General features: G+C 37.2%; 21 protein-coding genes and 1 pseudogene. 3 read left to right on the top strand and 19 right to left on the bottom strand.

All coding sequences use genetic code 11. The features are described from left to right. Positions 1-14: 14 nt before the first annotated feature. From H1D32_RS05055 to dapA, 4 genes and pseudogenes are all read right to left on the bottom strand, one after another. Positions 15-1,196 (bottom strand): glycerate kinase, encoded by a 1,182-nt coding sequence (locus tag H1D32_RS05055; RefSeq protein WP_261177113.1) that lies wholly within the window; start codon positions 1,194-1,196, stop codon positions 15-17. Positions 1,197-1,334: 138 nt separating this feature from the next. Then, positions 1,335-2,687, bottom strand: a complete 1,353-nt coding sequence (gudD, locus tag H1D32_RS05050) for a glucarate dehydratase (protein ID WP_261177112.1) — start codon at positions 2,685-2,687, stop codon at positions 1,335-1,337. Between the two features lie 258 nt (positions 2,688-2,945). Next, positions 2,946-3,830, bottom strand: coding sequence for a 2-hydroxy-3-oxopropionate reductase (gene garR / locus H1D32_RS05045; protein WP_261177111.1), 885 nt, complete (start codon positions 3,828-3,830; stop codon positions 2,946-2,948). 124 nt (positions 3,831-3,954) lie between these two features. Then, positions 3,955-4,850 (bottom strand): annotated as a pseudogene (dapA, locus tag H1D32_RS05040) (4-hydroxy-tetrahydrodipicolinate synthase). A gap of 385 nt (positions 4,851-5,235) precedes the next feature. Between dapA and H1D32_RS05035 the strand changes: the two are divergent. Further along, positions 5,236-6,282: a CdaR family transcriptional regulator gene (locus tag H1D32_RS05035; protein ID WP_261177110.1), complete on the top strand. Its 1,047-nt coding sequence runs from the start codon at positions 5,236-5,238 to the stop codon at positions 6,280-6,282. A gap of 434 nt (positions 6,283-6,716) precedes the next feature. On the opposite strand, the gene H1D32_RS05030 is transcribed toward H1D32_RS05035, so the two are convergent. The 3 genes from H1D32_RS05030 to H1D32_RS05020 all read right to left on the bottom strand — a co-directional run bounded on the left by H1D32_RS05030 (position 6,717) and on the right by H1D32_RS05020 (position 9,144). Continuing rightward, positions 6,717-6,890: a hypothetical protein gene (locus H1D32_RS05030; RefSeq protein WP_261177109.1), complete on the bottom strand. Its 174-nt coding sequence runs from the start codon at positions 6,888-6,890 to the stop codon at positions 6,717-6,719. Positions 6,891-7,126: 236 nt separating this feature from the next. Beyond that, complete coding sequence (locus H1D32_RS05025) at positions 7,127-7,546, bottom strand: universal stress protein (protein WP_261177108.1); 420 nt, start codon at positions 7,544-7,546, stop codon at positions 7,127-7,129. 137 nt (positions 7,547-7,683) lie between these two features. Then, the gene (locus H1D32_RS05020; RefSeq protein ID WP_261177107.1) at positions 7,684-9,144 is read right to left on the bottom strand and encodes a SulP family inorganic anion transporter; all 1,461 of its coding nucleotides are present in this window, start codon (positions 9,142-9,144) and stop codon (positions 7,684-7,686) included. Between the two features lie 303 nt (positions 9,145-9,447). Between H1D32_RS05020 and H1D32_RS05015 the strand changes: the two genes are divergently transcribed. Further along, positions 9,448-10,065 carry a class I SAM-dependent methyltransferase gene (locus H1D32_RS05015; RefSeq protein WP_261177106.1) on the top strand — a complete coding sequence of 206 codons (618 nt, stop codon included), beginning with the start codon at positions 9,448-9,450 and terminating at the stop codon, positions 10,063-10,065. 99 nt (positions 10,066-10,164) lie between these two features. Here H1D32_RS05015 and H1D32_RS05010 read toward each other — a convergent pair whose 3' ends face one another. The 6 genes from H1D32_RS05010 to H1D32_RS04985 all read right to left on the bottom strand — a co-directional run bounded on the left by H1D32_RS05010 (position 10,165) and on the right by H1D32_RS04985 (position 17,600). Beyond that, positions 10,165-11,451, bottom strand: a complete 1,287-nt coding sequence (locus H1D32_RS05010) for an MFS transporter (RefSeq protein WP_261177105.1) — start codon at positions 11,449-11,451, stop codon at positions 10,165-10,167. 209 nt (positions 11,452-11,660) lie between these two features. Beyond that, on the bottom strand, positions 11,661-13,379 hold the full coding sequence (locus tag H1D32_RS05005; RefSeq protein ID WP_261177103.1) for an aromatic amino acid hydroxylase: 1,719 nt from the start codon (positions 13,377-13,379) through the stop codon (positions 11,661-11,663). Positions 13,380-13,458: 79 nt separating this feature from the next. Further along, on the bottom strand, positions 13,459-13,743 hold the full coding sequence (locus H1D32_RS05000) for a 4a-hydroxytetrahydrobiopterin dehydratase (RefSeq protein ID WP_261177102.1): 285 nt from the start codon (positions 13,741-13,743) through the stop codon (positions 13,459-13,461). Between the two features lie 788 nt (positions 13,744-14,531). Continuing rightward, entirely contained in the window at positions 14,532-14,951 is a 420-nt protein-coding gene (locus H1D32_RS04995; RefSeq protein ID WP_261177101.1) for a DUF1801 domain-containing protein, read from the bottom strand. 284 nt (positions 14,952-15,235) lie between these two features. Beyond that, positions 15,236-17,065 carry a UbiD family decarboxylase gene (locus H1D32_RS04990; protein WP_261177099.1) on the bottom strand — a complete coding sequence of 610 codons (1,830 nt, stop codon included), beginning with the start codon at positions 17,063-17,065 and terminating at the stop codon, positions 15,236-15,238. Between the two features lie 235 nt (positions 17,066-17,300). Then, positions 17,301-17,600: a winged helix-turn-helix transcriptional regulator gene (locus H1D32_RS04985; protein WP_261177601.1), complete on the bottom strand. Its 300-nt coding sequence runs from the start codon at positions 17,598-17,600 to the stop codon at positions 17,301-17,303. A 223-nt stretch (positions 17,601-17,823) separates the two neighbouring features. Between H1D32_RS04985 and H1D32_RS04980 the strand changes: the two genes are divergently transcribed. Further along, positions 17,824-18,591 carry a DODA-type extradiol aromatic ring-opening family dioxygenase gene (locus H1D32_RS04980; RefSeq protein WP_261177098.1) on the top strand — a complete coding sequence of 256 codons (768 nt, stop codon included), beginning with the start codon at positions 17,824-17,826 and terminating at the stop codon, positions 18,589-18,591. A gap of 131 nt (positions 18,592-18,722) precedes the next feature. Here the strand turns inward: H1D32_RS04980 and H1D32_RS04975 are convergent, their stop codons facing one another. The 6 genes from H1D32_RS04975 to H1D32_RS04950 form a co-directional block, all read right to left on the bottom strand. Then, complete coding sequence (locus H1D32_RS04975) at positions 18,723-19,283, bottom strand: FAD-dependent oxidoreductase (RefSeq protein ID WP_261177097.1); 561 nt, start codon at positions 19,281-19,283, stop codon at positions 18,723-18,725. Between the two features lie 283 nt (positions 19,284-19,566). Next, positions 19,567-19,992, bottom strand: a complete 426-nt coding sequence (locus tag H1D32_RS04970; RefSeq protein ID WP_261177096.1) for a MarR family winged helix-turn-helix transcriptional regulator — start codon at positions 19,990-19,992, stop codon at positions 19,567-19,569. Between the two features lie 86 nt (positions 19,993-20,078). After that, positions 20,079-20,315, bottom strand: a complete 237-nt coding sequence (locus H1D32_RS04965; protein ID WP_261177095.1) for a hypothetical protein — start codon at positions 20,313-20,315, stop codon at positions 20,079-20,081. Between the two features lie 31 nt (positions 20,316-20,346). After that, entirely contained in the window at positions 20,347-20,985 is a 639-nt protein-coding gene (locus H1D32_RS04960) for an AEC family transporter (protein ID WP_261177094.1), read from the bottom strand. Between the two features lie 157 nt (positions 20,986-21,142). Then, the gene (locus H1D32_RS04955) at positions 21,143-22,129 is read right to left on the bottom strand and encodes a carbohydrate kinase family protein (protein ID WP_261177093.1); all 987 of its coding nucleotides are present in this window, start codon (positions 22,127-22,129) and stop codon (positions 21,143-21,145) included. 28 nt (positions 22,130-22,157) lie between these two features. Beyond that, on the bottom strand, positions 22,158-23,639 hold the full coding sequence (locus tag H1D32_RS04950) for a glycoside hydrolase family 32 protein (RefSeq protein WP_261177092.1): 1,482 nt from the start codon (positions 23,637-23,639) through the stop codon (positions 22,158-22,160). Positions 23,640-23,686 lie beyond the last annotated feature (47 nt).

Below are 23,686 nucleotides of genomic sequence, written 5' to 3'. Positions count from 1 at the left end.
TTGGCTACTAAACTTTAGTTAGTTAAGTTTTCTTGGATTGATAGGTTAGCCTTGCATTCTATCATTCGCTCTTGCTCAATAATTCTACATATATTTTCTACCGCAAGCTCTAAATTGATTTCGCCAGCTTTAAGTGCATCATCTAAAGAAGTTAGTTCATTTAGGATTCCAATAATAGCTGTAAATCCGTGACTATAAAGTTCTTGAACACCGTCACCTACACGACCAGCGAATGCAATAACTGGTACTCCATGTTTTTCTGAAATTGTCGCTACTCCGAAGGGGGTTTTTCCGTAGATCGTTTGATGATCTATACTACCTTCACCGGTGAAAACATAATCAGCACCAATTATTTTTTCTTCTAGGTTTGTATAATCGATGACAAGGTCGATCCCTTTTTTAAGAAAGGCATCTAAGAATGCAAGTAAACTAGCTCCAAGCCCACCGGCTGCTCCGCCACCTTCAATCTCGGCAATGTCCTTGCCTAATTGTACTTTTACTAGCTCTGAAAAGTGGGTTAGGTTTTGATCGAGCTGCTCCACCATCTCAGGGGTTGCTCCTTTTTGCGGACCGAAGATATATGAAGCTCCATTTTTTCCTATTAATGGGTTCGTAACATCACAGGCAACTTCAAAACTTACACTTGCTAAGCGTGGATCAAGCTGACTAACATCAATTTCATGTAACAACCCTAGGTTTCCACCACCATAAGGAAGTTCGTTTCCATTTCGGTCTTTAAATGAACAACCGAGTGCCTGGAGCATTCCAACTCCAGCATCATTCGTCACACTGCCACCAATTCCCATAATGATTCTAGTAACCCCTTTATCAACTGCGGCTTTTATTAATTGACCAGTACCAAAAGAGGTTGTTTTCAAGGGATTACGCTCTTCTTTTTTTAATAAATGAATTCCACTAGCACTAGCCATTTCGATAATGGCTAGTTTTCCATCACCACTTAATCCATATTGTGCAAATATAGTTTCTCCTAATGGGCCTACAACTTGAGTTTCCATGATTTCTCCATCTGTTAAATCTACTAACGATTCCACTGTGCCTTCTCCACCATCAGCCATCGGTACAATGACACATTTCGCATCAGGAAAAACCTTATGAATTCCCCTTTCCATCGCTAATGCTGCATTTTTAGCCGTCATACTTTCTTTAAAGGAATCTGGCGCTAATACTATTTTCATCTACATCGACCCTTTTCTAATAAGTGACATTCTCATCTCCACGTATTAAAGAGTTAGATAGGGCATTAAGAACTTAATTGTAACCCCCTAACACACTATCTAAATTTATCTCTCTTAATCTTTCTAATTGGTTATTGTTTACCGAACAAGGCAAGGACGCTTATTATTAAATTTCCAATTTGGGATTAGGTATTGCATAGCGACTGAATCATCGCGAGAACCTAGTCCCATATTGTTATACATTTCATGTGCTTTATGAACTTCATCCATATCAATTTCAATTCCTAAACCTGGCTTATCTGGGACTCTGATATGTCCATCTACAATTTTTAATGGTTCTTTTGTTAGGTGTTCAGTTCCTTCTTGCCAAATCCAATGTGTGTCGATCGCCGTAATCTCTCCCGGGGCGGCTGCTGCTACATGGGTAAACATCGCCAGCGAAATATCAAAGTGGTTATTTGAATGAGATCCCCACGTAAGGCCCCATTCGTTACACATTTGAGCTACCCTTACAGATCCTTGCATTGTCCAGAAGTGTGGATCAGCCAATGGAATATCTACCGATTGTAATGAAATTGTATGGCCCATTTGACGCCAGTCAGTAGCAATCATATTTGTGGCTGTTGGTAACCCTGTTTGCCTTCTAAATTCAGCCATAATTTCTCGACCAGAATAGCCATTTTCAGCTCCGCAAGGATCTTCTGCATAAGCAAGGATTCCATGCATGTCTTTACATAATCGAACTGCCTCCTCCAATGACCAGCCACCATTCGGATCAAGTGTAATTCTTGCATCTGGAAAACGTTCCTTTAAAGCTTTAATTGCTTTTATTTCTTCACTTCCTTCTAATACGCCACCCTTTAACTTAAAGTCTTTAAACCCATAGCGTTTTTCTGCTGCTTCTGCTAGTCTAACAACTGCTTTTGGAGTTAATGCTTCTTCGTGACGAAGTCTAAGCCATTCACCGTCAGCATCAAGGTTGCTATAATACGGTAGATCCGTTTTATTTCGATCTCCAATATAGAATAAATATCCTAGAGTTTTTACTTTATCACGCTGTTGCCCTTCACCTAGTAATGCAGCAACAGGGACGTTTAAGTATTTTCCCAATAAGTCTAATAATGCAGCTTCGATGGCTGTCACTGCATGAATTGTTATCCGTAAATCGAATGTTTGAAGACCTCTGCCACCTGAATCTCTATCGGCAAATTTATTTCTTACCTTATTTAAAACGTTATTATAATTTCCAATTGATGCACCAATAACTATAGACTTTGCATCTTCTAGCGTTTTTAAAATTCCTTCTCCACCAGGAACTTCACCCACACCTACATTTCCAGTACTATCTTTTAAGATAACGATATTACGAGTAAAATATGGACCATGTGCGCCACTAAGATTAAGCAACATACTATCTCTTCCTGCCACTGGATAAATCATCATTTCAGTAATAATAGGTGTTACGTTAACTAATTTTTGTAGAGTTTCCATTAACTAAATCCCCTCTTCTCTAAGTTCTTTTATGTACATCTAAGGTAATTATAAGTAAAACTAAATCTTCCACCTTTATATTGCATACGAATTGTCTTAAAGTGAAAGCCTTAGTTTTGCTTATACTCACAAAAGTTTAAAGTAGCAAAAGACTTCTCACTTTTTAAAAGGGGCATGATAGAGCTACTATGGTATGGTCACTCGTGTACTCCCATGCCCCTTTCAACATTACTCTTGTTTTTAAGGAACAAGAGATTATTATCTTCTCACTTCTGTGTTAGCTAGTTTTTCATAATACTTTACTAAACTAGAATGGTCTTCAATATCCAATCCATCTACTTTTAACGCTTGCATCATTTCCAATACTGAGGAAGTAAGAGGAGTTGGTGCTCCAACTTCATGACTTGTTTCAATTACATTTTTTAAATCCTTGATATGAAGGCTAATTCGGAAACCAGGATCAAACTTCCGGTCTAGGACCAAAGGTGCCTTCGCTTCTAAAACCGTACTTCCAGCTAACCCACCTCGAATTGCCTGAAAAACTAATTCTGGTTCAACACCAGCTTTTTGCGCTAAGACTAACGCTTCAGACATAGCCGCAATATTAACTGCTACTATCGTTTGATTTGCTAATTTAGCAATATTCCCAGCACCAATTTCACCTACATGAACGACAGAACCAGCCATTGCCTTCATCACGGCATAATACTTTTCAAAGACTTCTTTATTTCCCCCTACCATTACAGATAAAGTTCCGTCAATAGCCTTTGGCTCTCCACCACTTACTGGAGCATCTAGCATTTCAAATCCTCTTTCTGCTAATGCATGACAAACCTCTCTAGAAACAAGTGGAGCGATTGAACTCATATCAATAAGAACCTTACCAGGCTGAGCTCCTTCAATTAGACCACCTTCGCCTAATGCTACTTCTTTTACTTGTGGTGAATTTGGTAACATCGTGATCATAACATCTGTTAACTCAGCTACTTCTTTGGGGCTATTTGCTACTGTAGCACCTAAGCCTACTAACTCATCAATTACGCTAGGATTTCGATCAAGAACCACGAGTTCATACCCGGCTTTGATGAGATTTTTGCTCATTGGTTTCCCCATTATACCTAGTCCAATAAATCCAATTTTCATTTATCCTTCACTCCACTCATTTATTTTTTTAGCTGCTTTCGTATAGATTTCGTTTCAGTTAGAACGTTATAAAAAGTAACACTTTAGGTCTCACGGCGTCTTTTCTTAGTTATAAAAGGAAACTTTATTTAATCTGGTAAACTTCTAAATCTTTAAGTACTTGGATAAGCTTTTCTCTATTTTCTTTTGACATTTTGCCAATAGGTGCTAACGTTGAGCCTACATCAATACCAATTAAATTTAACGCCTCTTTCATTACTACCGGGAAGCTACCTAAACCAAATGCAATTCTCAAAGGTGCTAATTTGAATTGTAGCTCTCTTGCTTTTTCGAACTCTCCTGCGATATAGGAATTGTATATTCCAGAAACTAGCGCCGGTACAACGTTAGCGGTCCCTGCAATAGCTCCAACACCACCATAGCAAAGGTTTGCAAAAATTAATGTGTCGCGTCCAGATAATACTGAAAACTCTCTTCCTTGAGTTCTTCTGATATATTCAGCCATTTTGGTCATATCGCCACTCGAATCCTTAATACCGATAATATTTTCGACCTGAGAAAGTTCTTCACATGTATCTGGGTTGATACTCACATTTGTCTTCTCATCATTTCCGTATAAAATAATTGGTAATTTTGTAGATTGGGCAATTGACTTATAATGTTCCTTTAGTTCGTTTGATTTGGTGTTATAAAGTATGGAGTTAAAACTGAAACCGCCGATATACCACCTATACTCTCAGCTAGTTGAGCTGTTTTAATACAATCACGGGTTGTAACTTCACTTGCCCCCGCATAGATCGGAACTCTTCCTGCCGTTTGGTCAACAGTAATTTCAAGAGCACGTTTTTTTTGTTCCTCACTTAATCCATATATTTCCCCCGTACTACCTAAGATGAATACACCATGTACGCCACCCTCGATTGTATAATCAATTACTTTTCTTAAAGCATCCTCTAGAATGTTTCCATCTTTATCAAGAGGTGTAACTAGTGCTGGAATAATTCCCTTTGGCTTAAACACTCATAATTCCTCCGCTTCTATACAGTAAAATGTTACTCAATCTCTTATTATTTAAAATTGTAAACGATACCATTTCTTAAATCATCGTTCATGCTACTAAATTTAATATCTTTTTTTTGGTCAAATGAACAAAAACCACAAATAGTAAACTTAGTTAAATCTTTTAAAAAATTTGTCAAAATCACAAAATTTTCACAAAAAAGAAATAAAACTGTGCAAATTCATATTTATTGTAGTTATAATTATTGTAACTTTATCTACTTGCACAAAATTCCAATTTGGTAAAAAACACCCTAATAATTAGCAGTCACAACGCTTTTTAGTTATTTTCCCAAAATGTAGTCAACGTGTTGTCGTTCATTCCTAAAGGTGAGGAGTAGAAATTATGATAATAAATCGTGTACTTGCTGAAGAAATAACTCATAAAGTTATGAAAGTAATACCATATAATGTGAATATTATGGATGAAACGGGATTGATTATCGGAAGTGGTGATTTAGAAAGGATTAACACCTATCATCAAGGTGCCATTGAGGCTATAAACCAAGGAAAGATGGTTACGATTTATGATACTGAGGGAGGAGCAAAACCTGGTGTCAATATTCCAATAAACTTTAGAAATAGGATAATCGGGGTAATTGGAGTAAGTGGAAAACCAGACATCGTAAGTCCCTTCGCTTCTTTAGTACAAGTCACTGCTGAGCTATTAATAACTCAGGAATTTCTATTTACCGAACGAAGAGTAAGGGAACAATTAAAGGAAGAATTTTTGTATCAATGGGCATTTAGAATTCAGGAATATGATAATGCTTTTCAAACGAATGCGGAAACAATTGGAGTTAATCTTAAAATTCCAAGCAAAGCTATTATTCTTAAAGGAAAAAAAACGAAAGAAATTCCTTATATGTTAGACGATGAATATTACATTCGTTTTAGCCCTGATACCATTTTATTTATCGTAAAAGACGACAAAGCATTTCTAAAGCGAATTGAGGCCAATATAAAAAAAAGCAGTTCAATAAAAATTGGTATTGGTAACACCCATACCATTATCGGAAAATCTGTCCAAGAAGCACAAAAAGCAATTGAATTATCAGAGAAACTTCAGCTTTCTGAGAGGCTATGCTACTACGATGAATTAAAGTTCATAGATATTTTATCCCATGCATATCTTGAAAACGCTAACATTTGCAGTATTTTCAAAATGCTTGAAAAACATCCAAAGGGAATTGAATTAATAGAAACCTTCAAATCTTACTATGATAACAATGGAGATATAAATTCTGTTTCGAAAGAATTACATATTCACCGTAATAGTTTGACCTATCGCTTGCAAAAAATAGAAGCTATTACTGGGAAAAATCCAAAAAACTATAAAGACCTTATTCAACTTTATATTAGCTATTTAATCTATAATATCCAGAAAGAATAGTAGGCTAGCGAAGACATTGGTAGATAGAATAATAGAGGAGTGCTTTTAATAAAAAAACTTTCTCATTTAATCTGAGAAAGTTTTTTGTTACTATTTACAAGGTCCTTGGGGAACTTCTCTTTATTGCTAGCTGTTTCGTAACTTTTTGCTTTTTGACCATTTCTTTACTAAATGATAAAAAAAGAGTCGTTTTGCTTAGATACGATCAATATTTTAGGCTCTTTTCTAAAAGATTGTTGCTATTAGCTTTTAGGTCGTAACCAAGCGAATGCTTGGTTCTTCACGCTTTGCGTGAAGCTTTTGAGAATAAATAAGCCATTAGGACAAATAAATTTGTCCCAAAAAGCTTATTTATTCTCAAAAGACGATCTAAAAGCCACAAAGTTTACGAAAAGATCCATATTTTAATAACAACATTCTCTCAAAAAAACTAATTAATAAACTACACCTTTAAATTGCAAATTGATATCAAATATTTCTGTTTCTATATGACGTTTAAATCGATTCGCCTTTACTAAAGCATCCATCATTCCTGTAGCCTCAATTTTAAATTCTTCGTAATGTCCGTTTAGTCTGCTCGATCTATAGAAAAAGATATACTGTTTCATATCATACCTCCCTCATATTAATATTCTCATAACCTATCACTCTCATACTTCGAGGCGATAATTTTTCGTACTTTTATCTTATTCGCTTTGTTCTTTCCTCACCATAAGTTGGTGAGATAGTGTGCCATACTTTTTTACTCACAGAATAGCTAATTCAATTACTTAGAAGAGGGAAATAAAAAAAGGACATAAGTTTAGTGAGTTTCCTCCTAAACTTATGTCCTTTTATATGAAATCTATTTAACAATCATTACTGGGCATTTTGCACCTTTTGCAACTTTATGACTCACGCCACCTAAAACCATGCTTTGCAATCGATTAAGTCCTCTACTTCCGATTACCAAACAATCAAATTCACTCTCATTTGCAAATTCAACAATCGTTTCGCCAGGTTCACCGTGAAGAATTTTCAATTCATGCGGGATATTAGCATTATCCAGTAATGATAGAATATCCTTAAGCTTTTCTTTTCGCTTTTCAGCAATGTCGTGACTATCTTTATTGTGCAGTACATCAGCCTTTGATGTTGAACCATCAACTACATAAACTACCGTGACAAACCCGGTTTCCTTCTTTGTAACTAGGTGAATTGTATTTTCTGTTGCTCTAAGCGAATGCGCCGAACCATCAGCTGCTAAAAGTATTTTCTGAAACATTATGTAACCCCCTATTTTTATGGTACTTGTAAAATCATAATTATAATTAACCTCAATTAATAAAAAAAATGTCAGCCACCTAAACTCCAAAATAACTTTTTGAGGTGAGCTGACACTTATGAAGAAGATTTCGTTGTCTAGTGGCCAGAGTTCTTTGATAAACCACCAATTTGTTTCATTAATAATGAACTTTCTTTATTCAAACCTGTTAAGTTTACTGATATTCCATTTTGTTCATATTTCATTTCAACCTTATCTATGGCACCAATCGCTGAGTCGTCCCAAAGGTGAGCACGACTAAAGTCAATCTCAATTTCCTTGACAACATCTTTGAAATCGAATGAATTTATAAAGTCTGTAACCGATACAAAGAATAATTGACCTTCAACAAAATACGTCTTCTTTTCACCAGAAAGTGATAGCTTAGATGTTACATGAACCTTTGAAATCTTTGCTCCAAAGAAAATGGCACTTAAAACAACACCAGTTAAAACACCAATTGCTAAGTTGTGGGTTAATACAACCGTCAATACCGTTACAACCATTACTGTTGCATCTGTTCTAGGGATTTTATGCAAAGTTTTTAATGAATTCCAATCAAACGTTCCAATTGCTACCATGAACATGACACCTGCTAGTGCTGCCATTGGAATTTGGACTACGACAGAGCCAAGAACAATGATTAAGAACATCAAGAAAACCCCTGCTACTAAAGATGATAAGCGACCACGACCACCTGATTTAACATTAATAACTGATTGACCAATCATCGCACATCCTGCCATACCACCAAAAAACCCTGTAATAACATTGGCAATACCTTGACCACGGCTTTCCTTGTTCTTATCACTTTCCGTGTCAGTCATGTCATCAACAATTTGCGCTGTTAAAAGTGATTCAAGGATACCAACAACGGCTAATGCCAGTGAATAAGGTAAAATGATCATTAATGTTTCAAAAGTTAATGGGATAGATGGAATGAGAAAAATAGGTAGTGTACTTTGAAGGGCGCCCATGTCACCAACTGTACTTACACCTAAACCACCAAAAATTGCTAACGCTGTAACAGCAACAATGGCTACTAACGTTGAAGGGATAGCCGTCGTAAATCTAGGTAAGATATAAATGATCGCTAATGTTAAGGCAACTAATGCATACATTACCCAAGTTACATTAACAAAATGCTGTAATTGCGCCATAAAAATTAAGATCGCTAACGCGTTAACAAATCCGACCATCACAGATCTTGGGATAAATTTCATGTATTTTGCTAATTTGAAAACACCAAAGAAAATTTGTATAATACCAGTCAAGACAGTCGCTGCTAATAAGTATTGAAGCCCATGATCAGCAACTAGGGTAATCATCAATAATGCCATAGCCCCAGTGGCTGCAGAGATCATTCCTGGACGTCCGCCAATAAAGGCAATAACAACTGCAATACAAAATGAAGCATATAACCCCACCATCGGGTCGACTCCTGCAATAATCGAAAAGGCGATAGCTTCAGGAATTAAGGCTAACGCAACAACCATTCCTGCTAGGGTATCTCCTTTAATATTGCTAAACCATTCTTGTTTAATTGCTTGTAAGTTCAAGCTAACACCTCTTTCATTGTTCGTTTTATTCTTTCGACTTTCGACTCTCACGAAAGTCAGTCCGTTGTTAACAAAGTGAATTTTACCACGGATAAGCAATAAACAAAATCTCAATGTAAGCGTACGTCAATACTATTTTTCTCCTAGTTACTCTCTATTACGCTACCATACTATTTTTTTCACAAAACAGTCACAATTCCTTAAGTCTAATAAATCAGAAAATAAAACCGGAGGATCATTCTTGGAAATAGATTATAATGTGTTAGAATTGAGTATAATTAGTAAAAATTTAATCAAGCGGTGATGAAATTGTTAAAAGATACTGGGGAAAGAATTATCCCTAAAGAAATGAAACCAACCAATGGTATGTTATTAGAGCATACAGCTAGGTACTACTTTTCAACGCCATACGTCCGTGGACGTGTCCTTGATATTGCTTGTGGGACAGGTTACGGAAGTCAAATGGTCGCAAAAAAAAATAAGCAAGAAATTGACGAAATGATTGGTGTGGACATAGATGAGGAAACATTAAAATACGCAAAGCAACATTATTATCATCCTATATTAACTTTCCAAAAAGAAAACGCTCTTGATCCTCATCTCCCTGAAAAATTAGGTACATTTGATACGATCTTAAGCTTTGAGACGATCGAGCATATTGAGGACGACGAGTTGTTTATGAAAAATATGTACGAGCTATTAAAACCAGGTGGAACGTTAGTTTTGTCTACTCCTTTCGGAAAAGGTAGAGGCATACCTTCTGGGCAACCCTTTCATGTTCACCAGCTAACAAATGAAGAATTTATTAACCTATTTAAACCATTTTCTGAAGTAGAAATATTTTACCAACGCGGTGTAACCATCGAGCCACCTCGAAAAGGTGTCTATTACCCTTTAGGCGTTGCTGTTGCGGTGAAATAGTCCACTTATACCGAAAAACTCTCTACTTTAAAAGTGGAGAGTTTTTCGATTTTTCCAAAGAGCTATCTTTCCAACACAACAGTAAGTATAGGGTGCAACTTAAGACGCTTGTTGCTTTAGTTCGTTAGTTTTCTTAACAGGTTTTCTAGCCACAAAAGCAAATATTGCAGCAGCGAGTGGAAACACCATCATTAGATAAATGATTTCCTGATAACTTCCAAAACGATCATAAGCTAATGCAAAAGGCAAAGGACCAAAGGCCGAGCCAATCACCATAATCGTTGAGGATATACCTTTAATACTCCCAATATTGGCACGCCCAAAATAATTCGGGAAAATAATTCCTAGACTGATCGCTTCAAAACCACCGACAATTCCACGGGCAACCCCAAACAAAATCGCAGTAGTATAAGAATCTGTCTGAACTAAAAGAACCATGATGCAAATTTGCCCAAGAAACGCTAATGAAAGAACATAATTTGCTTTTACTCTCTCCACAATAAATCCAGCTAAAAATGTAATCGGAAATGATACCATGGCCATAATACTTAAAATAAATGCAGCTTGAGTGCGGCCAATTTCACTTTCCGCTAAGATCGGTACAAAATGAAAAACAATGCCTGTATTAACCATCGATGGCACAGCTACACAAAACAACAGTAGCCAAAGCACCTTGGTTCTCATCGCTTCCTTGAGTGTCCATGCTTCCTCATGAATGGCAGATTTCTCAGAGCCTCTTACCGACACTTCCTCGTCAGATAAATTATCTGGATGTAAACCGACATCTTCAGGTTTATTACGTATGAATAGAAAGGCAAGAGGCACAAAAATTAAAAATAGTAAACCTGCCCAAACAAGCCAAGAAGCTTGCCAACCAACTTTTCCAATTAACCAAGCATTGAAAGGTGGTAAGGCAGCAGCACTTAAAAAGCTACCAAAAGCCATAAAACTTAACGCACGTCCTCTTTTTCCTACAAACCACTGTGGAATAAGCGTCCCAGGGATAAGAGTTAGCGATCCCTGGCCAAATAGCCTTAACATGAAAAAGCCAATGAATAACATAGTTGGTCCTAATAAAAAACTATTAAAGACACAAGCCACTCCTAATAAGGACGCGACAAGAACTGTCATTCTTCTCTGTCCATACTTATCAACTAATCTACCAACAATAAAGAGTAAAAATCCTGCAAGTAAAGTGGCAAATAGATACATCGTCGATACCAATGTACTACTCCAACCGAAATGTTCCAAATAAGCATCAATAAAAATTGAAATGGAAAAGGTTTGACCAGGTCCAGAAAAGAAAATTGCCAATGCTGACATAAAAACAATAATCCATCCATAATAGAAAGGCGGATTAATAGGTAGGTGCGTATTTCTTTTCATTACACATTCCCCACTTCCTACAAAGTATTTCGTCTACCTAAATTTACTTACTAAATATAACAAATAATTGAGGAAGGGTAAATAATTTCTATTTTAGTTAAACAAACTTTATTATAAAACTTGCAAGTATCTTCCCCCCTTGTTTTACTTCAGTTCAAAAGTAAAACAAAGGGGTGGCGCTAAGTGCGCTCACCCCTTTCAGCTAAAACTTAAATAATTTGTACCCCCCTAGAAATTAATACCTCTAACTCATCGCTTTCTTTTTGAAGTCTTTTAAGGTCACGATGTACTTCCTCTTGTAAAGAAGGTAACCAATTATTTTCTTTTAATAGTTCTACTACTTCTAATCTTAAGAGCCAGTCATTTTTGTAACCGCTTCCAAGTTTTCGCCAGACACTTTCAATCACAGATACTGAGTTCTCTGGCTTTTTTTCTCTAACATCTCTAATTTGCTGGTAGAGATCCTCTAATGGTGATGACACGATTGAATGTTCCGTTGCTGTCTGTGAACCGACTTCAACCGTATAATAGGCTTCACCATCCGCTGCACCTGCATATACCGAAGGAATGCACTCACCTACAGCCATATCATAAATTCCCCAATCTGGTGCAAACAAAATTTGTCCTTGGTACGTAACTAGACAGTCTGTAAAGCTAATAATTTGGATTTTTTGATCCTGCTTAACCATTGATTGGACGGTTCCTTTTACTTCTACCCCACTTTCAAATGTGAGCAGGCAATCTCGATTAATTACGATCCCTAAGTTAGCTAACTCTTCCTCGGTTAGACATTCTAATGGACTTTCAACATCCTTTAACCGTCCAATGGGAGCGCCAAATCCTTCCTGGTGAGTTTCAGTCCCATGGCCGGGAAGTTCACAACTTTGATAAGCTAACGCTGTTGGTCCGCTCATTTTTATATAGACAGCTTCATTGTTGTCATTGTATAGTAGCTCGTTGATCACCCCGGTAACTTGTAGGCCAGAGCTATATTCCACTGTTGCTACATTCGCTGATTGTCTGGCTTTTTCGAGACTCTCTGTCCCGCCCTTCATAAACGCCATTTCCATAGCGAACTCTTTGACTCCTTCGATTAACTGCTCGAAACTATCACAAACAAACAATTGTGGCTGTGGCTTGGTGATATCAAAGCCTGTATTGATCATCGTTTGAAGGTCATACTGAATTTTTTCAACCTCTGCACTTAGAGCATTGCGACCTTCTGATACCGAAGACAACAGTCCAGCACCATAAATCTTTGGATGGTCAAGTTCACCAATTAATCCGTATTCGACAGTCCACCAATAAAGCCTTGAAATTCTTTCAGCTTCAGATATGCCTTTTATGGTAGCTGCTACTTCATCTATTTTCCGCTTCGCTTCAGAGATTTTCTCATCTGTAGCTGATCCCTTTTCAAGTAGATTTGAATAAGAACGGACAGCTTCAAAAAGATCATGCTCCTCTTTTGTAGCAATTGCTTTTTTTCCGATTTCTCCAAAAAGCTTTACATACTCTGAATATTTTTCATCACAAAGAATAGGTGCATGTCCTGCAGCCTCGTGAATAATATCTGGTGCTGGAGTATATTGAATATTTTCAAGCTTTCTTATTTCGGCTACTACTGGAAGAATGCCATTTGCTTGAAATTCAAAAAAAGCGACTCCTGGAATAAAGCCATCTATGGTCGCAGCTCCCCAACCAAAAGGTGCTAAGCATTGATTCATTTCTTCTACATCTGGAAGGCGATCAATCGTAATCCCTGATGCCTTAAGCCCGTCAGTATAGGCCTCGTGGGCGAAATCCTTAAGAGTATGATGGTTTTGCCGCATCACATATCGCCAAACTGCATGGTTAATCGCAGTATAATTGTGATATTCTTGCTTTACCGTGTACTTTTGTAAATGTTTTGGTATTTTTCTAGCTTGCATTTTAAACACCCCTTATTTAAGATCATAGTCAATCTACCATTCTCTCTTTCATAACTTTGCAGAAACATTTTTTTCATACTTACTGATAGAACTCATCAAACTTCCCGGCTAATTGAAAATCTAACTTTGTTAAGCCATTCGCACTCCAGGATGAAAGCTTAAGTCGAACAAGTTTGTAATCGATGGTTATAAAGGGATGATGGTTCACTTCTTCGGACAAATTCGCTACTTTTTGGACAAACTCAATCCCCTTTAAATAATCTTTAAAACGGTATTTCTTTTCAATCCATTTTTCGTCGACTAACTTCCAACCCTCTGCCTCGGATAAAAACTTTGTTACTTCTTCTTCAGTCAACCTATCCATTCAATCCATCCTTTCAACTAATATTTACATAGTGTTTATCTTATTATTCCTACTATTCTAAATATACATCAGCTTTACCTAGATAACTACTGAACATTTACATTCGACAAAAAAACCTAAACATTGATTTGCTTAACCACAAAAAAAGAGTGACGCTTTTGTTAACGGGTTCCGTTTCCTATCACAAACATTAAAAATGCAAATCAAAATGAGTGCCAATTTGCATATGCAATTGACACTCATTTTTTATTGGTGTAAAGCCACTTGGGTGGAAAAAACTTAAAAATTTGTATAGTGAAATGCACCCAAAATTTGATATACAATTTATCTTACAAAAAATTTAAAATAAGCGGAGATTTTTCGGTTAGATTGAAGAATAGAGCTCGCTTCTGGGTAAATAAGCGAAAATTTTCCGATTAAGCAAAGCAAATCACCCATTTTCACGATTTTAGAGTAAATAGACGGAATCTTTCCGTCTATTTAAGCTATTTTCAGTGCTATTTCCTTATTAAGAGAAATTTTTCCGCCTATTTATCAAATCCTGCTGACTCCCTCATCTATGTCCTTGAGGGTCGCTCTTTTATAATTTGGTAAGGAGCAGAATATTGAGGGGCGTCAACAGGGAACCAAAAGTCGATAATAAAAATGGCTCAGTATAGTGAACTGAGCCATTTTATTTTTTTCTGCAAAAACAGATACAAAAGGCAGTACAAATTGGGCTACATTTTTCGATTGCATTTTCGGGTTTTGCGACAGGTAACGGAACCAGTTTCGCTTTTGTTCACCCTCTAACTCGGATATGTTTCTTTCAAAAACGTTACAGATTGATTAATCAATGCCTTTAAAACATTTACATCAATATCTGCTACTTTATTGATATAGACACATGCTTTTCCTGATGTATGCTTGCCAAAATCCTTTAATAATTCTTCGCGTTTATCATCACCAGTCGCAAAATATAAACTAATTTTAGCCTTTCTAGGTGAAAATCCAACTAACGGGGCATCTCCTTCGTGGCCAGTTGCATATTTATAATGATAAGAGCCAAACCCAATAATACTCGGTCCCCACATTTTTGCTTCGCAGCCTGTCGTCTCTGAAAAAACCTCTAATAACCTATAAGCATCTTCTCGCTTTTTAGGACTTTCCACCGCTTCAATAAATTCAATGACACTGTGATCAGTTTCTTTTGTTTTTTGTTCATACATCAGCATATCACTCCATTTGCTTTGTTTGCTCATGATAAATGAAAAGAGAGGCACCATGCACATAGACTTAAATGTTAAAGGGTCATCGCTCACTAAATGAATTACAACCTCCTACAAATACATTCTCCACTACGCATGATGAATCCTCTTCATCACTATTTCTTATTGCCAACACATGTATACAAAATCCATTACATTTTTGCCCGTTTCGTCTCCAAAACAGCTTTATATTAGAAATTAAAAAAGCGTTCCTCATTTATTTATGAGAAACGCAAAATGTAATTTTATTTTAATGAACCTAAACTTGCACCCTTTACAAAAAAGCGCTCTATGTTTTTCTCAACGGTTGGGTCGGCAATTAATGGTGGTGCATGATGAGGTTTTGTACGGACATCAATAATGAGATTGTCACAGCCCCAATGTTTATGTTCATAATAACTATTTACTCCATGAATGTCGTGTGAAGGATTGCTTCGGGTAAAGGTAACCCAGAGAAAGTTACTAACAGATTCGCTAATAAATTCACTATCGTCACAAAGGATAATCATTGGACAAGTTGTCATCGAACCTTTTTCCTTGATCGCTGTTTTCAACTCATTCAGTTCCTTCTCAGCATTTTCATGTGTAGTAAAATTCGGTCCCTCGATCGCAACTATGCCTGGCATAATCAGACGTGGATTTCCATACTCTCGGATTTCCTTCAAATTATCAGGGACATCTTTACATAAGTCTCGTTTCTTATCACCATAGGCCGCAATAACAACTTTGCTTCCTGTATTTAAACCAGTACCAGAGTAATCAAGCGTATCAATCGTTGTATTCGTTTGGAAATGGATATCACGATGCAAATCAAGTCGCTCTAAAATGTACGTTAAAAACTCAACCTCTTTATGAGTATCTAGCGGCTGCCCGTCTTCTGCGGTTATAAACAAATACTTAGCTAGACTTAGTTGACCCGTTCCTAAAATCCGGTTGGCGATCGTGAGTAACTCCATTGGTTGTTTGGCATTATCATAAGGCGTATAACGTTCACTACCAATGGCAAAAAGGAGTGGGTGGACACCGGCAGCATCAACAGCATGTACTTCTTTTACGCCTGGAATTTCAGATTTAATCGCGTCACCAGTTAGCTCATGAATAAGATCACCAAAGGCTGTATCCTCCTGAGGTGGTCGACCTACAACAGTAAACGGCCAGATCGCGTTTGGTTTTGCATACACTTTATGTACTTTCATTAATGGGAATTCGTGCGTCAGACTATAATAGCCTAAATGATCGCCAAATGGCCCCTCTGGTTTTGTTTCACCTGGATGAATTTCGCCAGTAATGACAAAATCAGCATCATTACTAATACAATATCCATCAATATAGCTATAACGGAACCTACGTCCAGAAAGCAAACCTGCAAACGTCATCTCACTTAACCCTTCAGGTAATGGCATTACTGCTGACAAGGTGTGAGCTGGAGGGCCACCAATAAAAATACTTACTTTTAAAGGTTGTCCTAACCTCATTGCCTTTTCTTGGTGGACTCCAATTCCACGATGGATTTGATAATGTAAACCAATTTCATTATTTAGTTCGTAATCGTTCCCGCTAAGTTGGACCCGGTACATTCCTAAATTAGCGTTCATAATTCCTGGCTTTTGGGGATCTTCACTATAAACCTGTGGCAAAGTAATAAAAGCTCCACCATCATCTGGCCAGTGCTGGATTAATGGTAAGTCAGAAATATTAATTTCCTGATGTGTTACGGGAAGGCTCGTTGACTTTTTCATTGGTAGTGCTTTTGAAGCTGCTAAGCCAGTAGCCACATGTTGGAACGGATTTTTTAAAGCTGCTACTGGGTCATTTCTAAGTGCTACAACATTTTGCGCACCTTCCCACGTTTTCCGAAAAATAAACTTACTTCGCTCGACGGTTCCGAATAAGTTCGATACTGCTCGAAACTTTGACCCCTTTACATTTTCAAATAACAATGCTGGTCCACCTGCTTCAAATACTTTCATGTGGATAGCAGCCATTTCAAGGTAAGGGTCAACAACTTCATGAATGCGTACTAAATGACCACTATTTTCTAAATCGAGAATACATTCTTCTAAATTGCGATACATTTCACTAGCTCCTATTTCTATATTTTATTTTCATTAATACTGTTATCAAGTGAGTGAATTTCATCATCACCTTAAACCTTAATTATGAAATTCATTTAATTGGATAGTAGAACCATCGTACCTAAATCAATTATACCTTTTCTAGTATCTGTTGTCTTATCTCTGTTGCACGAAGATTTCGCGAGTTTTTGAACATTTTTAAAGGATTTCCTTAAGCCAGCGCGGTAATGAAGTTTTACCTCTCTCCAGAATCTAGGGAGATCCAATTTTCAGCCCAACTCTGAATATCTTGAAAAATTGGTTCTAACGCTCGTCCTTTCTCTGTTAACGAATATTCGACCCGTACTGGAACCTCAGGGTATAGTTGTCGTTTAACGATCCCCTCTTTTTCTAATTCCTTTAACCGTTCTGTTAATAGTCTCCCACTTACTGGTAGTGCTGCTTCTATTTCAGAGAATCGCTGAGGACCTATAAGAAGTTGGAATATCACTAGTCCTGTCCAGCGTTTGCCTAGCAACTGCAAGGCTAATTCAATTCTAGGTCAAAGATTATGCATGAATATCACCTCATTAGATATAGTATACTACGTTTAATTCTATCGAAAGTGTCTCATCGTAAAAATTGTTGTTAGACCTAAAATTAGGAACCAAAATTTGTTTGAGAATATTCAAGTGAGTTTCCTTGACGCATTACACTTACTATTATACACTAACTTACAAAAGGTAAGTAGTTTATTTTATATTGAGAGGAGAAGTAGTATGATTCCATCTTTATTTATATCCCATGGCTCACCTATGCTAGCCCTGGAGAACAACGAATATACAAAGTATCTCAAAAATTTAGGTGAAAAATATACACCAAAAGCAATTGTTATCTTTACTGCTCATTGGGAAAGTGAGATCACTACGATTTCCTTTCGTGATGATGAATATGAGACAATCTATGATTTCGGAGGGTTTCCTAAGGAGCTTTTTGAGGTCAAATATCCTGCCAAGGGATCTACGCTAGTAGCCACTAGCGTTGCTGAACGTTTTGAAGAAAGTGGAATTGCTTTTAAAAGAGACGAAAACCGAGGGTTGGATCACGGTTCATGGGTCGTTTTAAAACTTTTGTATCCTGATGCTAATGTACCTGTCGTTCAGATATCGGTTAATCCATACCTAAGTCCAAAAGAACAATTCCGTATCGGTGAAGCACTGCGTGGGCTAGGAAATGAGGATATCCTAATTGTTGGTAGTGGTGGAACATCCCATAATCTAGGAATGATTAAATGGGGGCAAAGTAATCCTGAACCCTGGACAGTAGAATTTGACGATTGGCTACTCGAACGATTACAAACTAGGGATTTACCTTCATTGTTTGAGTATGCTGAATTAGCTCCACATGCGAAATTGGCTGTACCTAGGGCTGAACATTTTGTACCTTTGTTTTTGGCATTTGGAAGCGGCGACGAAAAGCATCAACCTAAGCTTTTGCACCGAAGCTACCAATTTGGAACACTAAGTCACATTGCATTACAGTTTTAACTACTACTACGAGTTCTTCGTTTCGATAGGTCACGATCCTACTGATCGTGACCTTTTCGACGCTGATGCCTACAACTCCTATACAAAATGGAGCACGATTCCGCTGAATCGCACTCCATTTCTAGCATTCTTTATTTTAGGATATCGTGATCGACATAACGCTCGCCATTTAGCTCACTAATGATGTTAATTGCAACTGAAGCCCCATGACCTGCTGTAATGATCGTATGAACACTAACACCAGCAACTGTCCCTGCTGCCCAAATACCTTCAACATTTGTTTTGCCATCTTGATCTACATTAAGCACAGTTTTTATACGTGGCTCTGTACCTGGTTTCGTTTCTAGACCAAGTTTTTCAGCAAGATCTACAGCTAATCCTGTTGCGAAAATGACATGTTTCCCCTCAAAGCTTTGGTTATCAACTTCAACTGTAAAGCCAGCACTAGATTTAACTACATTTGTCACTTCGGCTTGGATGATCTCCGTACCAAATTTAGCGGCCTGCTCTTTGCCTAGTTCAAAAAGCTCCGGACCAGTAATTTCTAATACACCGTAGTGATTTTCAACCCATGCTTTTTTGGTAATACTTTTGTCACTATCAATAAGTAATGTTTCTTTTCCTGCCTTTGCTGCAAAAAGAGCAGCACTTGCTCCAGCAGGACCTGCTCCAATAATGATAATATCGTACATAACTCATCTCCTCCATTAATTTTAATACGCTCTTTTCTAAAAGATTGTTGCTATAAGCTTATAGGTCGTAACCAAAGGAATGCTTGTTTCATCACGCTTTCTGTGAAGCTTTTGAGAATAAATAAGCCATTGGGGCAAATGAATTTGTCCAAAGTTTACGACTACAGCCTTTTATAAAAAGGATGCTATAGCAACCTTTCCCCCTTAATAAATCGTAGTTCCTTGGTAATGAGACTACGTGAACACAAGTTGGTATAACAACCATTTACTCGCACAATATAAATTATTGTACGTTTTGACGCATTTTAGAAAGAATTCTTTTTAATTCAGCTAACTCCTTATCAGTAATTCCATGACAAACGATCTTATTAAACTTCTCAGCTAATGGAATCACACTATGACCTAACTTTTCGCCTTCTTCGGTAACAAAGAGTCGTTGTGTACGGCGATCATTCGGGCAACTCGAACGTCTAATAAAGCCTTTTTGTTCTAGGCTTTGAGCCATTCGGGCAATATTTGTTTTGTCTTTATCTAGTTGCTTTGCGATCTCATTTTGAGACTGACCATCTTTTTCCCAAAGTAACATCATAATAAGGTTTTGCTCTGGGGCAATGTTGTAGGGCGCTAGCTCTTCTTTCACATAACTTGTCAGGTGTAAATCTGTCTGATGAATAAAAATACTGATATAGTCCTTAAAAGACAAACTCATATCTTCACCTCAATTAGTTGCTATACAAACCTTTTTAACCGTATTTAGTATAATTAAAAAAGTTTAACTAGTCAAATTTTTACCTTCTAAAAAAAGAGATAATCTAAGCCCCAAAACAGAAGAAAGCTGATCAGGATTGTAATATTTGAAACTGTACCCGTAAATTTTTGATCGTAACCAAATTCGACTGAATAGGCTAGGGCAGAAACAGACATTGGCAAAATAAGAGCAACCAAGATGGTATATTTAAACATGGTCTCAAATGGTAAAAAGAAGAATAAAATTGCTCCTACACTTAAACCGACAACATATCTAATTGCCAAGTACTTTCCAATCCGCGAAAAATAACTTTTTTCAAATGAAAAACTCAAATACATACCTAATAGTAGCAGCGATAAAGGCATGTTTGGCTTTCGAGACAATTTCTGTCACGTTAATGATGAGATTTGGAAGGCCGATCCCTAGGATACTAAGTAGGCAAGCAACAGTATACGTGAGTAATGGAATTGACCGTGAAATTTTCACAAAAACACGCTTATAATCCAACTTTTCATCATCACTTGCATAAAAACTGGCAATTAGGTACGTTACGCCAAATACAACAAAGGCATTTCCTATGTCAAACATCCCAAAATAGACAAGTCCTTTATGCCCCCATATTGCTTCTACGAGTGGGTAGGCAAAAAGCCCAATATTAAAACCTGGAACCATCATGACGAGCATTCCCTTAATCCTTCTGGTCTCTTTTTTAAAGATTAGAAACGCTAGGATTGCTGAAAATATTCCATAAACAAAGGCAATTAATATCAGTAAAACGAGTGAGTATTCAAACTCAAATCCATTAAAACTGTAAATGATTAAAGCTGGTAAGGTAAAGTTAAAGATAATTCTCGATAGCGCCTCACCATCCGTTTCTTTAAGAACATGAAATCTTTTTAGTAAGTATCCTAATGTGATAATTGCGATTATATATATAAATTGATTATCAGACAAAAGCCGTTCTCCTCTCTATCAATCTAGTAACTTTACTACAGAAAAGTATTATAGCATGAAAAAATACAGCTTACCTTAAAGGTAGCTGTATTTTACTTTTCCATTTTTTGAAAATCGAATATTGTTTATTACATCGCATGTTAAAACCAAAAATTATTTACTTAACTGCATCAATTTTTCCCAATAACTTTTTTACTTCTTGGTACCTAGGCAAAGATGATATCGCTCCAAGTTTTGTACAAACGATAGCGCCGACTGTATTTGAAAAGACAATCATGTCTTTGATTTTGGCGAAGTCAGCGATAACAGTTTTCGGTGCTTCCACTTGACTTAACTGATAAAGAGTGGCACCAACAAACGCATCACCTGCACCTGTTGAGTCAATTGACTTGATCTTCATACTGCCAATGATTTCATTTTGTTGGCCGTTGGATAACAACGTCCCATCCTTCCCTAGTGTTACAGCTATTAACTTCGCCCCTAATTGATGTAGGATTTGAAGAGCTTCGTTTTTATTAGATGTTTGGGTAATGAGCTCTAGTTCTTCTTCGCTCACCTTCACAAAATCTGCCATTGAAATACACTTTTTAGACAGGCTTACAAACTCCTCTTCTCTTCCTTCCCAAAGCCCTGAACGGAAATTTGGATCAAAAGAAACAAATGAATGGTTCTCCTTTGCATCCTCCAGCAATTGAATATACGTGCTTTGGAATGGATCATTTAATAAGGCTGTTGCTGAACCAAAATGAAGGATTACACCCTCTTTTACTTTTTTTCTATCAATTTCTTCATACGTTAAATGTTGGTCTGCCCCACGATTAAAAACAAAATCTCGTTCACCATTTGCTTGCAATGAAACAAACGCTATAGTTGTTGGTGCTTCATCCGAAAGTAAGAGCATGTTTGTGTCTACACTTTCATCGTCTAAGGTTTGCTTTAAAAAGACTCCAAAAGAATCATTTCCTACTTTTCCTACAAAGGCACTTTTGCCACCAAGCCTTGAGATAGCAGCACACACATTTGCAGGAGCTCCACCTGCTTGCTTGACAAACCGACTTCCAGCTACTAAATTTACATCGATGTCCGTACAAAAGAAGTCTATTAATAACTCTCCGACACATACGACCAAACCGCTCTTTTTCATATCATAATAACTCCTGTTTGATTACTTATTATATACTTCCGTTTATATCCCACTTTTTAACAGTAACTAATTCAATCTCATCGTCTGCAAAAAAGCTAACCGCAGTTGCTTGCTCGCTAGGGTAGATCCGAGCTGTGATAACTTGCTCACCATCGTGAACAAACACTTCAATTGAGGATTTATCAACAAATATTCGTAAATGCAATTGACCATCCTTTAACTGAGCAGGAGCTTTGCGAATCCCTCCTGGTCCGCTCCCTGCTTTATCACGATTAAACGATAGTGTTTCTTCTTTAACATTGTAAGAAAGAACTGTTTCTTGATCGTTTTCTTCATCAACTCTTAGCTTTAATCCAAAATTTGTTGCTATTTTCGCTTGAATGATTACTTCTAATTCATAACAATTACCTGAAATACCTGGTATCTTTTTTTCACCTTTTAATGTGCTGTTTTCATACTGAACTACCTCACCTCGTAAGGCCTTTAACTCAGGTACCGGTTTAGAAATAATTTTTCCATTTTCAAGCTTTAATTCACGTGGCAATGTCATGGCTCCAGCCCAATCGAACTCTTTTTCCGGCATATGACTTTCCCACATCGCCATCCAAGCTACCATAATCCGTCTACCTTGATCATCGACGGTCGTTTGTGGTGCATAAAAATCAAACCCATAATCGAGAAGCTCAAAATTTCCGTGTTCAAGGATCCCGCTATCATAATCTAACGTTCCCATTACATAACCAGATTGGTGTAAATTATGATATAGATCTCCTTCAGGCTTCACTCCTTGGGGTGACATGACGAGAACATCTTTCCCGTCTAGGTGAAAAACATCTGGGCATTCCCACATAAATCCGAAATTCCCTTCTCCTTTTGCTGCAATACTAAGGAATTCCCAATCGGTTAAGTTAGAAGACCGGTATAAAAGGATTTGGCCTGTTTCTTCATTTGTTTTTGAACCTAACACACAGTAGTAGTGTTCACCATTTTTCCACACCTTTGGGTCACGGATATGATTAGGATTTATATTCCCCTCGGGAACATCTGAAATGACTGGATTTTGATCAAGCTTTTGAAAATTAACCCCATCTTCACTTACAGCTAAGCATTGAACTTGCTTTAAATCTGTATCTCGATTTTCACCAGTCCAGGTGTTGCCCGTATACATCAGATAAAGCTTCCCGTCTTTTTCTATCGCACTACCTGAAAAACAACCATCTTGGTCATAGTTTTCACTAGGAGCAAGAGCGATCGCCAAATGCTCCCAATTAGCTAAATCCTTACTTTTTACATGTCCCCAGTGCATCGGACCCCATTCGGCTGAATATGGGTGGTGTTGATAAAATAGATGATATTCTCCATCATAAAATACAAAACCATTCGGATCGTTTATCCAATTCGCTTGAGATGCTACATGGTATTGTAGTCTCCAATGATTATCCGCTACTTTTGTTCTTAGTTTTTCGATATTGCTATTCGCTTTTTCTATATACGTTTGATGTAGACTCATTTTTTCACCTCTATACTTCTACTTAGCTCTTGCTTCCTAATCCACAT

Origin of the sequence: Anaerobacillus sp. CMMVII (assembly GCF_025377685.1) — a bacterium.
Lineage (GTDB): Bacteria > Bacillota > Bacilli > Bacillales > Anaerobacillaceae > Anaerobacillus.
Note: the sequence above shows the minus strand (reverse complement) of the source record. Positions and strands in the feature narration are given on the sequence as shown.

Bases quoted from the DNA above. Each gene is read 5' to 3' on its own strand.
- H1D32_RS05055 (WP_261177113.1), bottom strand. From the start codon at position 1,196: ATGAAAATAGTATTAGCGCCAGATTCCTTTAAAGAAAGTATGACGGCT.
- gudD (WP_261177112.1), bottom strand. From the start codon at position 2,687: ATGGAAACTCTACAAAAATTAGTTAACGTAACACCTATTATTACTGAA.
- garR (WP_261177111.1), bottom strand. From the start codon at position 3,830: ATGAAAATTGGATTTATTGGACTAGGTATAATGGGGAAACCAATGAGC.
- H1D32_RS05035 (WP_261177110.1), top strand. From the start codon at position 5,236: ATGATAATAAATCGTGTACTTGCTGAAGAAATAACTCATAAAGTTATG.
- H1D32_RS05030 (WP_261177109.1), bottom strand. From the start codon at position 6,890: ATGAAACAGTATATCTTTTTCTATAGATCGAGCAGACTAAACGGACAT.
- H1D32_RS05025 (WP_261177108.1), bottom strand. From the start codon at position 7,546: ATGTTTCAGAAAATACTTTTAGCAGCTGATGGTTCGGCGCATTCGCTT.
- H1D32_RS05015 (WP_261177106.1), top strand. From the start codon at position 9,448: ATGAAATTGTTAAAAGATACTGGGGAAAGAATTATCCCTAAAGAAATG.
- H1D32_RS05010 (WP_261177105.1), bottom strand. From the start codon at position 11,451: ATGAAAAGAAATACGCACCTACCTATTAATCCGCCTTTCTATTATGGA.
- H1D32_RS05005 (WP_261177103.1), bottom strand. From the start codon at position 13,379: ATGCAAGCTAGAAAAATACCAAAACATTTACAAAAGTACACGGTAAAG.
- H1D32_RS05000 (WP_261177102.1), bottom strand. From the start codon at position 13,743: ATGGATAGGTTGACTGAAGAAGAAGTAACAAAGTTTTTATCCGAGGCA.
- H1D32_RS04995 (WP_261177101.1), bottom strand. From the start codon at position 14,951: ATGTATGAACAAAAAACAAAAGAAACTGATCACAGTGTCATTGAATTT.
- H1D32_RS04990 (WP_261177099.1), bottom strand. From the start codon at position 17,065: ATGTATCGCAATTTAGAAGAATGTATTCTCGATTTAGAAAATAGTGGT.
- H1D32_RS04980 (WP_261177098.1), top strand. From the start codon at position 17,824: ATGATTCCATCTTTATTTATATCCCATGGCTCACCTATGCTAGCCCTG.
- H1D32_RS04975 (WP_261177097.1), bottom strand. From the start codon at position 19,283: ATGTACGATATTATCATTATTGGAGCAGGTCCTGCTGGAGCAAGTGCT.
- H1D32_RS04970 (WP_261177096.1), bottom strand. From the start codon at position 19,992: ATGAGTTTGTCTTTTAAGGACTATATCAGTATTTTTATTCATCAGACA.
- H1D32_RS04955 (WP_261177093.1), bottom strand. From the start codon at position 22,129: ATGAAAAAGAGCGGTTTGGTCGTATGTGTCGGAGAGTTATTAATAGAC.
- H1D32_RS04950 (WP_261177092.1), bottom strand. From the start codon at position 23,639: ATGAGTCTACATCAAACGTATATAGAAAAAGCGAATAGCAATATCGAA.